The organism is Staphylococcus pasteuri, from assembly GCF_003970495.1.
Classification (GTDB): Bacteria; Bacillota; Bacilli; order Staphylococcales; family Staphylococcaceae; genus Staphylococcus; species Staphylococcus pasteuri.
Genome location: NZ_RXWW01000061.1, coordinates 204,604 through 220,542 on the forward strand (window position 1 = coordinate 204,604; position 15,939 = coordinate 220,542).

Here is a 15,939-nt window from a genome sequence, read left to right on the forward strand (position 1 = left end):
TAATTTAGCACTTAAGTGCCGGATAACTCTGGTACTTAAGTGCTTTTTTCATATGTTTTTATTAATATATGGAAATATAATCATTTATTTTTTCTGAAGATTAAAAAAACTTATTGCAATTGCACATCCCAATAAATAAAATAATTTTAAAGGGGCTGGTGCAATGCTACGTTTAACTTTAATTTTTATAGCATTCATCATTAACACAACGATAACGTATTTGTGGACATCAGAGGGAACTTGGGTGAATTTATTATTCAAATCATTATCGCTAAGTATGATCATTGTGTTCATGTTTTATTACATTCGTTTTGTTATTGAAAATAGGGAAAGCTAGTGAGGTTAAGTAATGGATATTCAATCTGACTTAATCTCATTTTATGTTATATAAATCAAGTTGATAAAAAGCAAGGTCAAGCCATTGTTCAAATTTATAACCTACTTGCGTAATAGTGCCAGCATGATTGAAATTAAATTTCTCATGTAATTTTATGCTACCTATATTGGAGGCATCTATACCTGCAACAATTGTACGATATCCACTTTGTTGTGCTTCCTCAATTAATTTTGATAATAATTGTGATGCAATACCACCATTTCTATAGTTAGGGTGAACATAAATTGAATGTTCAATACTATAAAGATATGCAGGCCAATCTCTGAAAGAACCATAAGTAGCAAATCCTTGAACGATATTATCTTCCTCAAAAACAAAAACAGGTTCATTTTTCTGATTTTTATTTTCAAACCATTGAATACGTTCTTCTATAGTTGTGGGTTCATACGTATATACTGCAGTAGTATTAATAATCGCATCATTATATATCGTTAATATAGCCTCTAAATCTGATTTTTGTGCTTCTCTAATCATCTCAATCACCTCTCAGTCAATTAGAAACTATTTAAATAAAGATTGCAAGATTTATATATTTTGAATTTTGTATCATTAAATGAAATCAAAATTTTATTCAAAGATGATGTAGTGAACAATGTTTAATGATATACTAAAAACAAAATAAAAGTATAACTAAATTTGGTCTCAATGATATCGTTTTTAGTTAAAGGAGAAACATTTATGAAAAAATGGACAAATCGATTAATGACTATAGTCGGTGTCATTTTAATATTAGTAGCAATATATTTATTTGCTAAACCTCATATTGATAATTATTTCCATGAAAAAGATAATAGCGATAAAATCGAAAAATATGATAAAACAGAAAGTAAACAAAGTGAACATTCCAAAGATAAAACACCAGAAATTCCTAAGGATAAATCTAAAATGGCTGGATATATTAAAGTACCAGATGCTGAAATTGAAGAGCCAGTTTACCCTGGCCCAGCTACACCAGAACAATTAAATCGTGGTGTTAGCTTTGCGGAAGGTAACGAATCTCTAAGCGATCAAAATATTTCTATTGCAGGTCATACATTTACTGACAGACCACATTATCAATTTACTAATTTGAAAGCTGCCAAAAAGGGAAGTAAAGTTTACTTTAAAGTTGGTAATGAGACACGAAAATATAAAATGACAAGTATAAGAGATGTTGATCCATCTGATGTGAAAGTATTAGATGAACACAAAGGTGAAAAAAATCAATTAACATTGATTACTTGTGATAATTATAATAAAGAAACTGGAGTTTGGGAAAAACGTAAAATATTTGTCGCGAAAGAAATTAAATAGAAAAGATATTTAGATGATGAACAACTTCTTATGAATCAATGGTGAAGGTGTTCATCATTTTTATTTTTCAATAATGAAAGTAATTTCAAATTGTGAATATAGTTTCAGTCTGAATAGGTCATCTTCATTGTCTTTGAAATGTTGTCTATAATTAGGATAAAGATGAGATAGGGGGACTACATGTGATTAAAGCAATTGCCGTTGATATGGATGGGACATTTTTAGATTCAAAAAAACAATTCGATAAAGAACGTTTCGAACGAATTTTTAAAGAATTAAAAAGTAAAGGCATAGAATTTATAGCTGCTAGTGGAAATCAATATGCAAAGTTAAAGTCTATTTTTGGTGAGAGAGACATGTTTTTTATTGCAGAAAATGGCGCAGTGATATATAAAGGTAACGAATTATATCAATATCGAAGTTTTAATCATCAAGATTATCAAGACGTCATTGATTATTTAAATTTAGAAAGACAAATTAATCAATTAGTTGTATGTGGTTTAGAAAGTGCCTATATTTTAGAAGACACACCAGAAGATTTTAAAGAGGATACAAAATTTTATTACCATCAATTAAGTGAAATATCCCAATTACAAAATTTACCAGAAGATGAATATGTCAAAATAGCTTTAAACATTAATAGAGAAACACATCCACAATTAGATAAAGATTTACAAGAACGTTTCCCAGAAACTATTAAATTAGTATCAAGTGGTCATGATAGTATTGATATTATTATGCCAAATATGACAAAGGGACAAGCTTTACATAGATTGCTTGAATTATGGGGATTAGAACCTTCTGAATTGATGGCTTTTGGTGATGCAAATAATGATAAGGACATGCTAGAACTAGCGCAATATAGTTATGTAATGAAAAATAGTCAAGACGCCTCATTGTTTGATATAGCGTATGACGTTGCACCAAGTAATGATGAGCAAGGCGTGTTAACAACAATTGAAACAATGGTACTTGATAATCACAAATAATAAAAATGCGACGAAGTGACTCTAATTGAATCACTACGTCGCATTTTATTTATACACTTAATTTAAACGTGTATCACAAGTACCTGTATTGATAACTGATAATGAAGCATTTAATCCACCTTCTACAAGATTTTGAACGGCTTCATCAGAGAAGAAAGCGATGTGAGGTGTTAATAAAATATTTTCATTTTCAATGAGTTCTAATAACGTTTCATCTTCAACTTTTTTATTAGTCCAATCAAATGTGAAGTAAGGTGATTCAAACTCATAAGTATCAACAGCTGCTCCATATAAAGGACCATTATTAACAGCGTCAATTAAAGCTTTTGTATCTAATACGGCACCACGAGCAGCATTAACTAGCACGGCACCTTCTTTTACTTTGGCAAACATATCTTTATCAAATAAGTGATAGCTATCTTTATTTGCTGGTACATGTAAAGAAATAATATCAGCATCTTTAATAGCTTCTTCTACTGAATCTTTGTACTCTAAGAAATCGAGTGACTCATTTGGATAAGCATCATAACCAATGATTTTTGCACCGAAACCAGCATAGATTTTCGCAGTTGCTGCACCAATACGTCCAGTACCGATAATAGCTACAGTCATGTTTTTAACAGGACGTGACATAATAGGTGCTGCCCAAGTGAAATCGTGATTTTGTACACGTTTTTCAATAGCAGGGAATTTACGTACTAATTGTAATGCTATTGATACAGAGTATTCAGCAATAGTTTCAGGTGAATAACTAGGTACATTTGAAATAATGATACCGTGCTTTTTAGCTAATTCTAAATCGTACATATCGAATCCAGCAGTTCGCTGTGCAATTTGTTTAATGCCATAAGATTCTAATTTAGGATAAACTTCGTCTTCAAGTTTACCGAATTGCATTGTCGTAACACCATCATAATCTTTAAGTTGATCAACAGTGTCTTTGCTAAGTAATTCAGGTGAAGTAGTGACTTCTATATTATTCTTTTTACCCCAGTTTAACGCCATTTCTTTCTCATATTCTCTAGTACCGAAAAACATTATTCTTGTCATAATGAAATTACCCCATTTCAAAAATTATAAAAAGTTGTTTAACAAATAGTATGATATAAAAAATAAGTAAAACTATAACCTACATCCACATTATATTGTGAATCTTTTCACAAATCAAGTTAAAAATTAGTTTTTTTGAAATCTGAATAGAAATAGTTTTATATGTTTAATTACAAATGTATGTTAACAAGCATTAAAATATGAATTAGTTCAATTATTTTAGAGAGGGCATCTTTTAAGATATAATATCCATAATAATAATATGGAGGTACCTTTATGAGTAATATGAATCAAACAATTATAGATGCGTTTAATTTTAGACATGCAACAAAACAATTTGATCCTGAAAAAATCATTCCAAAAGAAGATTTTGAAACAATTTTGGAAGCGGGAAGATTGTCACCAAGTTCATTAGGTTTAGAACCATGGAAGTTTGTAGTTGTGCAAAATAAAGTATTGAGAGACAAATTGAAACCTTACAGTTGGGGCGCTCAAAAACAACTTGATTCAGCAAGCCATTTTGTAATCGTACTTGCGCGTAAAAATGTAACGTCTCAATCTCAATTCGTTCAAGATTTAGTAAAAGGTGTTAAAGGTTATAAGGAAAGTACATTACCAGCAGTTTATGAAAAATTTGATAATTTCCAAACTAATTTCCATATTAATGATAGCGAAAGAACATTGTTTGATTGGGCAAGTAAACAAACATACATTGCTTTAGCAAATATGATGACAAGTGCAGCGCTTTTAGGCATTGATTCTTGTCCAATGGAAGGCTTTGATTTAGATGAAGTGACATCCCTTTTAAAAGATGAAGGTATTTTAGATACAGATCATTTTGGTATTTCTGTAATGGCAGCATTTGGTTATCGTGCTGATGAACCACCACACGGTAAAGTTCGTCAAAATTATAACGATGTCATTGAGTGGTTTGAGTAAATAAATATTTTTAAGTGAAGAAAGAGCGGTGAGAAATAATTCGATTTAATTATTATTTCAATCATCGCTCTTATTTTGGGTTGATGAATAGAATCATATGTTGCAGGGTAAACTTAATGTGTACATCCTTGTGAGCACATTATTTTTTAATCATAGCGTATGGATGTAGAATGATAACTAAGGAAAAGTAAACGTTTACATTTTCGATATAACTTTATATATTGTTTAATACATTTCCTACAGTATTTCAAAAATTATAAAAGGACGGGATACGATGGCAAATATTAACGTAAGAGATTATATAGATGAAAGCTATGGCTTATTTATAAATAACGAGTTTCATAAAAGTGAAAGTGGAGAAACATTAACAGTTTCTAATCCAGCAAATGGAGAAGAATTAGCTCAAGTAGCTAAAGCAGGTAAAGGTGACGTTGATAAAGCAGTAACAGCGGCTACTGAAGCTTTTGATGCTTGGAGTAAAATTTCTAAAGAAGAACGTGCTGATTATTTATTAGAAATTAGCCGTAAAATTCATGACAATGCTGAACGATTAGCAACTATCGAATCATTACAAAATGGTAAACCTTATCGTGAAACATCTACTATAGATGTACCAATGGCGGCCAACCAATTTAAATATTTCGCAAGTGTTTTAACTACTGATGAAGGTTCAGTTAATGAAATTGATCATAATACTATGAGTTTAGTAGTAAATGAACCAGTTGGTGTTGTAGGTGCAGTTGTGGCATGGAACTTCCCAATTTTACTTGCATCATGGAAACTAGGACCAGCACTTGCTGCAGGTAATACTGTTGTTATTCAACCTTCATCATCTACACCTTTAACATTAATTGAATTAGCTAAAATATTCCAAGAAGTATTACCTAAAGGTGTTGTTAACGTATTAACTGGTAAAGGTTCTGAATCTGGTGATGCTATATTCAATCATGAAGGTGTTGATAAATTATCATTCACTGGTTCTACAGACGTTGGTTATGGCGTAGCTAAAGCAGGTGCTGAACGTATTGTACCAACTACATTAGAACTTGGTGGTAAAAGTGCTAATATCATCTTTGATGACGCTAATATTGATCAAGTTATTGAAGGTGTTCAATTAGGTATTCTATTCAACCAAGGTGAGGTATGTAGTGCTGGATCTAGATTACTTGTCCAATCATCAGTTTATGATAAATTATTACCAAAATTAAAAGAAGCATTTGAAAATATTAAAGTAGGTGACCCATTTGCAGATGATGTTAAAATGGGAAGTCAAACTGGTGAAGAACAACTAGAAAAAATCCAAAACTATGTCAAATTAGCTGAAGAAGATTCAAGTGCTAACATTGTAACAGGTGGTCATCGCCTTACTGATAATGGACGAGATAAAGGTTTCTTCTTTGAACCAACAATTATTGAACTAAAAGATAATAGTCATCGATTAGCACAAGAAGAAATTTTTGGTCCTGTGCTAATAGTAGAAAAATTTGACGATGAACAAGAAGCAATTGATATTGCTAATGATTCAGAATATGGACTAGCTGGCGGTATCTTTACAACTAATTTAAATCGTGCATTAAATGTAGCTAAAGCAATGCGTACAGGTCGTATCTGGATTAATACGTATAACCAAATTCCAGCTGGCGCACCATTCGGCGGATATAAAAAATCAGGTATCGGTCGTGAAGTATACAAAGATGCAATTAAAAATTATCAACAAGTAAAAAATATTTATATCGATACTTCAAATGAAACTAATGGATTATATTAAAACTTTCTGAGGTTTGTGAATATATAATAAGAGCCAGTCCAAGACTTAAACAATGTCTTGGACTGGCTTTATGTTTATATTGAAGTTTATTGTTGTGGAACTTTTGATTCATCTGAATGTAATTGTACAGTAAGTCCTTCAGGTGAAGTTAAAGTTTCATTTGATTGATTAGGTTTATAAATATCAAATCCTGATAATCCATAGCTATTATCATTATCTTCACGTTTTTTACTTGATTGCCAAGTATTAGCAGCTAAATGATGATGATATTTATTAGTAGACATAAATAGTGCTTGTGGGAATTTAGAAATATGTTCAAAACCAATTTGATCTATATAGAATGATTTAGCATCTTCTAAACTATTAGTTTTTAAATGTAAATGTCCGATTTTAGCACCATCTGGCATACCATCCCAACCATCTTCAGTTCTTTCTAATAATAATGTAGGTCCATCAACTTCTAAAGTATCCATTTTGACGAAACCGTCATTCCAAATCCAACCATCTTTTGGACGATCACTATAAATTTCAATACCATTTCCTTCTGGATCAGCGAAATAAAGTGCTTGGCTTACAAGATGGTCTCCAGCACCAATTCTCATACCTTTATTAGCTACGTAATATAAGAAGTTAGCTAAGTCAGTATCAGTAGGAAGTAAGTAAGCAATATGGAATAGTCCGGCTTCTGATGCACTAGGTTGTCTGCCATCTTTAAGTACATTTAAAGTTAAAGTGTGTCCACTTTTACCAATAGCTAGAATAGCTTGTTCGTCGTTTTGAGATAATACACTAAAGCCTAAAATGTTTGTATAGTAATCAATCATTGTGTTTAAATCTTTGACGTTTAAATTAATATTTGTAATTTGTGTTGCAGTTTTATCATGAAATGTCATAGTTAATTCCCCGCTTTTCTCTCTTTTGAATATATTTATTATAACTGATATAAAAAGTATATTCAAGATAAAAGTTTAAAAAAGAGGGATAAATTGAAAAAACATTTATCCCTCTTATTACTTCTATTTTATCAATTTAACCTAAATATACGTCTTGTACGCTATCATCTTTTTCAAGAACATCTTTTGCGAATGGACAAGAAGCAATAATCTTTAAATTGTTTTCACGAGCATAGTCTACAACTTGATATACTAATTTTTTTCCAAGGCCTTGTCCACCAAGTTCATCAGAAACACCAGTATGATCAATATCAATTTCATTATTATCTACAGCTTTAAATGTGATTACTGCTTTAGGATCGTTTTCATCTTCGCCAACATAAAATTTATTTGTACCTTGTTTAATTTCTTCAGCCATAATTCATCGCTCCTTTATTGTGTATATAGTATATTTATCACTAAATAAAAATTTAAAACATTTGCTATATAAGAATAGAGATTAAATTGAAGTGCTAGATAAAATTACAGCAGAGCATTTAAACAATTTAACTATATCTAATATAAGAAACGGTAGTATTATAGTATTCCTCGAAACCATGAATACCATCTGCGCCACCTAGACCAGATTCTCTCCAACCAGCATGGTAGCCGTTAACAACTTCTTCAGCTTCACAATTGGCATATACTTCACCAAATTTTAAACGTTCAGTTGCCGTCATGACTTCTGATAAATCATTTGAGAATATATAAGAAGAAAGGCCAGCGTTTGTATCATTAGCGTCTTCAATAACTTGATTAAAGTCATTATATGTTGTGATTGCTAATACAGGACCAAATATTTCTTCTTTAAATGCACTATCTGTTTGTTTAACGTTATCTAAAACAGTAGGAGCATAGAAATAACCAGGGCGGTCTAATTTGTGACCACCTAATACAAGTTTAGCTCCATTATTAACAGCATCTTGTACTTTTTCGTCTATGCTATTTAATTGAGTTTCATTAATAATAGCACCGAAATCTGTTTTTTCATCAAGAGGATCTCCTACAGTTAAAGCTTCCATTTTAGATTTTACTTTTTCAACAAATTTATCATGAACGTCTTCATGTACAAATATTCTCTCAGGACATGTACATACTTGGCCTGCATTTTTAATACGAGCAGTTACAATATAATCCACAGCTTTATCAATATTTGCATTTGGCGTTACGAGGACAGGGGCGTTTCCACCTAATTCTAAGTTTACCTTTTTAACTGTGTTTGCTGCATTTTCAAATACGGCTTTACCGGCACGCATGCTACCAGTTAAAGATATTAATTTGATATCTTTATGTTGTGCTAATTGTGTACCAACAGTTTCACCAGTACCTGGGACGATTTGGATTAAACCTGCAGGAATCGTTGAAGCTTTAAAAATTTCAGCTAAACGTAGGGTAAGTAATGTTGTTTCTTCACTAGGTTTAATGACAACAGAACAACCTGTTACAATAGCAGGAATGACTTTACGTAATAATACTAAAATAGGAGCATTCCAAGGTACAATACCAGCTGTTACGCCGATAGGTTTTTTAGTGAGTTGAATAGTTTCATTTTCTACACTATTTTGTAAAACTTCGCCTTTATTACTCATGCTTAAACTAGTCATATAATCAATAAATTGAACAGATTTATCAATTTCGCCTTGAGCTTCGGCTAATGTTTTACCTTGTTCTTTGACGTAAAGTTGTGCAAGTTCTTCTTTATTTTGTTCAAGTAATGGGATTAATAATTTAACATGTTCGGCACGAGTTGGTTGCGGAACTTTTTCCCACTCTAATTGTGCATGTTTAGATTTCTCGATGGCTTCATTAACTTCCTCAGTAGTCGCAAATGTAATCGTATCTATTTTTTCACCAGTTGCTGGATTAATTACATCCATTGTTTCGTTTGAATTACTTTCTATAAATTCATTGTTTATAAATAGTTGATTAGTCATATAACATACCTCCACTTGAAATATTCCCTAAAAGTCAGTGATTAAATATTAAAATTAAATTTAGACATAAAAAAAGTTAGAGCAACAATGCTCTAACTTCTTGTGAAACCTTTATAGAATATAGGTATAAGGAGTATAAAACCAAATAACCCCATAATAGGGAATACTTTCCCTATAAGTGATATAAATCCAACGAAAGTGCATATAAACGTAATGATTGCCATTGTGATAATTAATATATAATAACGTTTCGAGAAGGGTTTACTAAATCTAGCAGCAAAAGCATACATAAGTCCTACTACTGTATTATAAATTACTAAAATCATAATGACTGACATAATTAGTCCAATGGATGGTGAAATATTTTTAGCTAATAATAGGGAAGGTAACGCAACATCTTTAATTTGATTAAATTGAGTTACAAGACCTAAATTAATCATTAATATTAAAAATGTGATGATGACACCGCCTATTAGTCCGCCATACGTTGCTGACTGACGATATTTTAATTTGCCACCCATAACTGAGAAGAAACTGAACGCAGCCGCAATTTGTAAACTAGCATAATTGATACCATCAAACCACCATCCAGGTGAAATAGATTTATGATGATTTGAGTATTGGTTAGCTGCATTAAAGTTAAGATGACCTGATGCAAAATAATAAATAGCTATCATTGTTACAACTGCTACTAGAAACGGTGTCACTCCTCCTAGTACTGCAATGAGACGATCAAATTTTAAAAATAATGTTGATAATATAAGAATGACTAGTAATAATGAACTCAACCAGTATGGCACGTTGAAGCTCTCATGAATAGTAGAGGCTCCGCCAGCTGTCATTATAATAGCTAATGAAAATAAAAAAACAGTTAATATTAAATCAAAGACTTTAGCAATCATTGGATGTAAATAATAATGTACTGATTCTGAATGGTTACCTGATTTTAGTCGATAACCTGTCTTTAAAACAAAGATTCCGCCTAGAGTAATAATAGTTCCTGTTACAATGATGCCACCTAAACTATAAACACCATGGCTAGTGAAAAATTGGAATATTTCTTGACCAGTCGCAAATCCTGCACCTACGACAACGCCTACAAATGCGAAAGCCACTATAATGGACTCTTTAGCTATATTCATTTATGTTCTTATCCCTTCATGTCAAAATTAATGAGATTTCAATTTTAATTATAATTATCTTAAAAATTCATATCTTTCTATTTTAGACGAAATAATACTAAAAATAAATACCTGAGTACATTGTATGTGGACTATTGTGTGAATAAGACGTACTGTAGCTGCGAAATATAAAAAAATAATGAAAGACAAAATGATTAGTGTAAAATAGTAAATATAAAAAATATGAGAAATATTAATGCATTATTAATGATACTTTGATAGTATTATCGGATATTGAACGATTGATTGGAAAAAGTGTAAAAGTTGAAGAAGGTGTTGTTATGATATTTGATTTACCTTTAATGCTAATGATTGTTGTATTTTTAGCATTAGGTATATTCAGTCAATGGTTAGCAAATAAAATAAAATGGCCATCCATAGTAGTAATGGCCATTGTAGGTCTGTTAATTGGACCAATATTAGGCATAGCGAATCCTAAAGAAGCAATGGGATCGGAAGTATTTAGTCCTATAGTTTCATTAGCAGTAGCCGTTATATTATTTGAAGGTAGTAGTAATTTAGATTTCAGAGAGTTAAAAGGGATATCGAAAGCGGTCATCAGAATTATTACTGTAGGTGCAACGATTGCATGGATTTTAGGTGCAATTGCATTACATTTTGTATTAGATTTTCCAATTTCAGTATCATTAGTTATGGGTGGATTATTTTTAATCACTGGCCCTACAGTAATCCAACCATTGTTAAAACAAGCAAAGGTAAAGAAAAATGTCGATTCAATATTACGTTGGGAAAGTATCATATTAGATCCTATTGGTCCTATGTTGGCACTATCAGCATTCTATGTATACCAAATTGTTGATGAAGGTATAAGTTTTTTAGTGATCTTACTATTTATCTTAAAAATTTTAAGCGTTGTTTTAATAGGTTTTGGTGCATCATTCTTATTTAACTGGTTAATTAAACGTGACATGATACCACAAAGTTTAATGCCGCCAATACAACTGGTATTTATACTTTTAATATTTAGTATCTGTGACGAAATTTTAGCAGAATCTGGATTATTATCTGTAACCATATTTGGACTTATAATGGCACGAAATAAACGTCATGACTTAATGTTTAAGGAATCTGATCATTTTATAGAAAATGCATCAACAATAATGGTTTCAACAGTATTTATTTTAATTACATCATCACTTACTAAAGATGTATTACTAAACGTACTATCATGGCAATTACTTGTATTTAGTATTGTAATGATTTTACTTGTAAGACCTTTATCGGTAATTATTTCCACATTTAGAACAGAAATAACTAAAAGAGAACGTGTTAGTGTAGCCTTAATGGCGCCTAGAGGTATTGTTGTACTTACCGTTGCACAATTCTTTTCAAGTTTGTTTATGGATGACGGCGTTAAGATGGCTCAATACATAACACCAGTCACATTTGGTCTTGTATTTAGTACCGTTGTTATTTATGGATTTAGCTTTACGCCGTTAAGTAAGTTGTTAGGCGTAGCAAGTAATGAACCACCTGGCGTTATTATTGTTGGGGAAAGTGAATTCTCATTTCATTTAGGAAGTATGCTTAAAGATCATGGTATACCCATTATGATGTTCAATTTATTTGAAAACACTTCAGATAAAGCACATCAGCAAGGATTTGAAGTATTTAAAGGGAATTTATTATCTAGCAATGACCGTATATATTCAGATTTACTAAGATATAATAAGTGTATATTGATGACGAAATCATTTATTTTTAATAGTTTAGCATTTAATGAACTAGTCCCTGAATTTGGTTTGAATAATGTCCATATGATGCCAGTATCATTTAATGATGAACAAGCACGTAACAATTTAAATGGTCCTATTCGAAATCATATTTTATTTGATGAAAATCATACCCCAAGATGGTTTGATAACTATATAACACAACATAATATTATAGAAGTGCCTGCCGAAAGATATCATGAGATTACTGATAAAGATATGTTGATTTATTACATTAATGAAAATAAAAATGTCACTTTTAAAAGGAATAATCATTCACTACCTAAAGAAGAACATGGGACATATGGTATATTAAAAAATGTTTATAACGTATAAAATATTGCTTTTATAAAAAAATAATGTTAATATAACATCAGAAATATCTCGCATATAACACCAATCCCCTCACTACTGGTGATAGTGAGGGGATTCTTATAGGTGTGGTTACTTACGTCTATTGTTTTTATCATTGCGGCAGCGTAACCAATTAGTATACCAAGCAATGATGCAACCGCTTGTTATGGTTGCCAGAATATTTATCAGAATATCCCGCATCATAACACCTCCTTTACACGTCATTAGGACGTCTAAAGCATAGACGATAGTATTATTATAGCAAGGGATAATTTATTTAAAAGAAAAAAATATTATAAAATATAAAAAACAGGGCGATAATTGGAATTCTACTCAATTATCGCTCTGTTTTTCTACTATTTTAAGTATCTATCATGCATTAAAATTTTAAGAATATCTATTTGAGATTGTAGTTCATGTCCTACGTTAGTGTCTTTAATTTTTTTACGAGTTAGTTCTTCATCAACAACACGTTTAACTGATAACTCATCGGCACCATCTGATAATACTTTTTCCTTAGTATTAAATTCTTGGTGAGCAACCAATTGCATACCAAATGAATTATAAAGTAACGTATAACCAGCTATTCCTGTAGTAGATTGATATGCTTTTGAGAAACCGCCATCAATAACTAACATTTTACCATCGGCTTTAATTGGATCTTCACCGTCAATTTCTTTTACTGGTGTATGCCCGTTAATGATACGACCTTCATCAGGATTTAAATCAAAGTCTTTTAGCATCTTACGAATCATATCAACATCTTCACGTAAGTAATAATAAGGATTCTTTTCTTCTTTATGTGATGCTTTATCTTCTATAAAATAACGTTCAAATGTTGTCATAGCACGTTTACCAAATAATGAAGAGTATTTACCCGTCCATAAATACCAAACTAAATCAGTAGAAAGATCATCAGTGATGTCTTTGTCATCAAAGGCTTTTCTTACATGGTATTCAAATACATCTAAAAGTTCACGTCCACTATGGGATTCACCATCGATTTCAAAGGATTCCATTTCGCCATTTTCATCTACTGGAATGCATCCATGAATAAGTAAATTACCATTGTAAGGTAGATATAATTTTCCTTCTCGCATTAAGAAGGACATATGGCGACGAAGCTTTTCAGATTGTTGGAAAGAAAGGAGTAACTTCTCAATAACATCTTCCTCTTCTTTCAATAATGTTTCAGGATGTTCTGGATCAACAGTTTGGAAACATGTATCTTTTAATGGGTATGTTTTACCGTAAACAGTAATTTCATTCTTGTCGTAATCAATTTTTTCTAAAACTAAGCGTTCTTCCATTTCAAATGATGGGCGACGTTTGATAATTGGCATTTCAAGCTTAAACTGTATCATTGCAATTGCTTGATGAATCTTCGTAATCTGATGTTCTTCACGTTGAGTAAGACTTACTTCCTTGTCAGGACGTTTTTTCGGTTTGAAAGCTGGATTATCTCCACTATAATATTTTTCAGCTAAAGTAAGTAAAGGTCTTAAGTTAATGCCATATGCATCTTCAATAATATCTAAATTATCATAACGTGCACAGATTCTAAGTAAATTAGCTAGACACACTTTGGAACCGGCATAAGCACCAATCCATAATACGTCATGATTTCCCCATTGAATATCTACAGAATGATAATTAATAAGCGTATCCATAATTTTATCTGGTTTAGGTCCACGGTCATAAATGTCTCCAACTACATGTAAATGGTCAACGACTAATCGTTGTACAGTATATGAAAGACCGATAATTAAATCATCAGATTGTTCTAATTCAATAACTTGGTTAATCAATGTTTCGTAATATGTTTTTTTGTTTTGATATTCATTATTTTTATAAAGCAACTCTTCAATAATGTATACAAATTGTTTTGGTAACGCTTTGCGTAATTTAGAACGAGTATATTTTGAAGAACAGTATTTTGTTAATTCTATTAAACGTTCGATAGTTGTAATATACCAAACATTGAGCTGACCTTTCGCATTGAATTGATTTTTAACTAACTTTAATTTGTCTTCAGGATAATATACAAGTGCTGCTAAATCATTAATTTCTTTTTCGTTAAGCGTATTTCCGAATATATCATTTATTTTCGCTCTGACATTACCTGAACCATTTCTTAAAACATGTTGGAAAGATTCATATTCACCATGTAAATCACTTACGAAATGTTCAGTGCCTTTTGGAAGTTCTAATATTGATTCTAAATTGATAATTTCTGTAGCTAATTTTTCAGCACTATCAAAACGTTGTGATAGTAAGTCTAAATATTTTTGTTTCAATTCACTTTCAGTAATATGTGTCATGATTTGTCACTCCTGTTTATAAGTTCCAATATAGTCAGTCTTTGTAATAATTAATGCGCTTACATTTGATTATCAAGAAAAAGTGATTAATTTTCAATAGCAAAGCTTTATTTGAAAATATATTTTTATATTCAGAGTGCTTCAAGTTTGAAAATGACAATTTTTTAGAGGGAGCTAATTGATTATGGCATGGAACAAATAGGGGGTCATACTAAAAAACGCCAACAAAGTAGTCACTATGTTAGCGTTAAGTAATAATATATTATTTGACACGTTTACGTTTTACGAAATATCTAATAACAAAGTAAATAATGGCAATGATGATAATAACATACATAATTCTAGAATATGTATGAATACCATTCATTAATGCGCCAAAACTATCGCTAAGCAAACGACCTAGTATAATAAGCGCAAAGTTCCATATAGTTGTACCCAATAATGATAAAGATGTGAAAACAATAATATTCATACGATTAATACCTGCAGGGATGGTAATTAATACACGTAATACTGGTATGAATCGACATAGAAATACTGCCCATGCGCCATATCTTTTAAACCAATCATTGGCACGTTTTAAATCACTACTTTTCAATTTCATCCATTTACCATGTCGATCGACAAAACGGTAAAGTTTTTCTTCTGAAATAAGACGACAAATATAGTATAAAATTAATAATCCAATAAATGATGCAATCGTTGCAATAATTAACAATGTCCAAACTGATAAATGAGATTTAACTGATAATAATCCTGCAAAAGTTAAAATAATTTCTGAAGGGACAACAGGTAAGACATTTTCTAATAAAATTAAAATAAAAATAGCTGTATAGCCCCATTGGCTAATAAAATTCGTTATAATTTGTTCCATTTATATAAATAGACTCCTTTATTCATCTAAACAATCTACTTAATTAAAAGTACGGTAACGTCATTATAATAAAAAATAGTCATAAATGCTTGTGAAAGGGGAGTCAATTTAAAATTTTATTAGTATTTTTAGTTTTTTTAAACACTAAAATTGTTTATTTATTGTAGTTATAGT

Annotated in this window: 15 protein-coding genes; 6 read left to right on the forward strand and 9 right to left on the reverse strand. The window is 30.9% G+C overall.

Going from position 1 to position 15,939, the window contains the following annotated elements; genetic code table 11:
- Positions 1-163 precede the first annotated feature (163 nt).
- Complete coding sequence (locus CD121_RS09180) at positions 164-337, forward strand: hypothetical protein (protein ID WP_096807728.1); 174 nt, start codon at positions 164-166, stop codon at positions 335-337.
- Between the two features lie 36 nt (positions 338-373).
- Here CD121_RS09180 and CD121_RS09185 read toward each other — a convergent pair whose 3' ends face one another.
- Positions 374-871, reverse strand: coding sequence for a GNAT family N-acetyltransferase (locus tag CD121_RS09185; RefSeq protein ID WP_119622361.1), 498 nt, complete (start codon positions 869-871; stop codon positions 374-376).
- Positions 872-1,075: 204 nt separating this feature from the next.
- Between CD121_RS09185 and srtA the strand changes: the two genes are divergently transcribed.
- Positions 1,076-1,690 carry a class A sortase SrtA gene (gene srtA / locus CD121_RS09190; RefSeq protein ID WP_029056096.1) on the forward strand — a complete coding sequence of 205 codons (615 nt, stop codon included), beginning with the start codon at positions 1,076-1,078 and terminating at the stop codon, positions 1,688-1,690.
- Positions 1,691-1,872: 182 nt separating this feature from the next.
- Positions 1,873-2,679 (forward strand): Cof-type HAD-IIB family hydrolase, encoded by an 807-nt coding sequence (locus CD121_RS09195; RefSeq protein ID WP_029056097.1) that lies wholly within the window; start codon positions 1,873-1,875, stop codon positions 2,677-2,679.
- A 57-nt stretch (positions 2,680-2,736) separates the two neighbouring features.
- Here CD121_RS09195 and CD121_RS09200 read toward each other — a convergent pair whose 3' ends face one another.
- The gene (locus CD121_RS09200; RefSeq protein WP_017636549.1) at positions 2,737-3,729 is read right to left on the reverse strand and encodes a D-lactate dehydrogenase; all 993 of its coding nucleotides are present in this window, start codon (positions 3,727-3,729) and stop codon (positions 2,737-2,739) included.
- Between the two features lie 276 nt (positions 3,730-4,005).
- Between CD121_RS09200 and CD121_RS09205 the strand changes: the two genes are divergently transcribed.
- Together CD121_RS09205 and CD121_RS09210 are read left to right on the forward strand one after the other, a co-directional pair.
- A complete protein-coding gene (locus tag CD121_RS09205; protein ID WP_017636548.1) occupies positions 4,006-4,668 on the forward strand; it encodes an NAD(P)H-dependent oxidoreductase in 663 nt (220 codons plus the stop codon).
- Between the two features lie 274 nt (positions 4,669-4,942).
- Positions 4,943-6,436 carry an aldehyde dehydrogenase family protein gene (locus CD121_RS09210; RefSeq protein ID WP_126568002.1) on the forward strand — a complete coding sequence of 498 codons (1,494 nt, stop codon included), beginning with the start codon at positions 4,943-4,945 and terminating at the stop codon, positions 6,434-6,436.
- Between the two features lie 86 nt (positions 6,437-6,522).
- Here the strand turns inward: CD121_RS09210 and CD121_RS09215 are convergent, their stop codons facing one another.
- From CD121_RS09215 to CD121_RS09230, 4 genes are all read right to left on the reverse strand, one after another.
- Positions 6,523-7,329: a VOC family protein gene (locus tag CD121_RS09215; RefSeq protein ID WP_126568005.1), complete on the reverse strand. Its 807-nt coding sequence runs from the start codon at positions 7,327-7,329 to the stop codon at positions 6,523-6,525.
- 136 nt (positions 7,330-7,465) lie between these two features.
- A complete protein-coding gene (locus CD121_RS09220; protein WP_126568007.1) occupies positions 7,466-7,747 on the reverse strand; it encodes a GNAT family N-acetyltransferase in 282 nt (93 codons plus the stop codon).
- Positions 7,748-7,874: 127 nt separating this feature from the next.
- On the reverse strand, positions 7,875-9,302 hold the full coding sequence (gene aldA / locus CD121_RS09225; protein WP_017636544.1) for an aldehyde dehydrogenase: 1,428 nt from the start codon (positions 9,300-9,302) through the stop codon (positions 7,875-7,877).
- 92 nt (positions 9,303-9,394) lie between these two features.
- Positions 9,395-10,444, reverse strand: a complete 1,050-nt coding sequence (locus CD121_RS09230; protein WP_119622584.1) for a YkvI family membrane protein — start codon at positions 10,442-10,444, stop codon at positions 9,395-9,397.
- A gap of 320 nt (positions 10,445-10,764) precedes the next feature.
- Between CD121_RS09230 and CD121_RS09235 the strand changes: the two genes are divergently transcribed.
- Positions 10,765-12,552, forward strand: coding sequence for a cation:proton antiporter (locus CD121_RS09235; RefSeq protein WP_126568009.1), 1,788 nt, complete (start codon positions 10,765-10,767; stop codon positions 12,550-12,552).
- A gap of 108 nt (positions 12,553-12,660) precedes the next feature.
- On the opposite strand, the gene CD121_RS09240 is transcribed toward CD121_RS09235, so the two are convergent.
- The 3 genes from CD121_RS09240 to uptA form a co-directional block, all read right to left on the reverse strand.
- Positions 12,661-12,795: a type I toxin-antitoxin system Fst family toxin gene (locus tag CD121_RS09240; protein WP_371106450.1), complete on the reverse strand. Its 135-nt coding sequence runs from the start codon at positions 12,793-12,795 to the stop codon at positions 12,661-12,663.
- Positions 12,796-12,926: 131 nt separating this feature from the next.
- The gene (locus CD121_RS09245) at positions 12,927-14,891 is read right to left on the reverse strand and encodes a fructose-1,6-bisphosphatase (RefSeq protein WP_119622583.1); all 1,965 of its coding nucleotides are present in this window, start codon (positions 14,889-14,891) and stop codon (positions 12,927-12,929) included.
- A gap of 262 nt (positions 14,892-15,153) precedes the next feature.
- Entirely contained in the window at positions 15,154-15,765 is a 612-nt protein-coding gene (gene uptA, locus CD121_RS09250) for an undecaprenyl phosphate transporter UptA (RefSeq protein WP_017636540.1), read from the reverse strand.
- Positions 15,766-15,939: the final 174 nt, after the last annotated feature.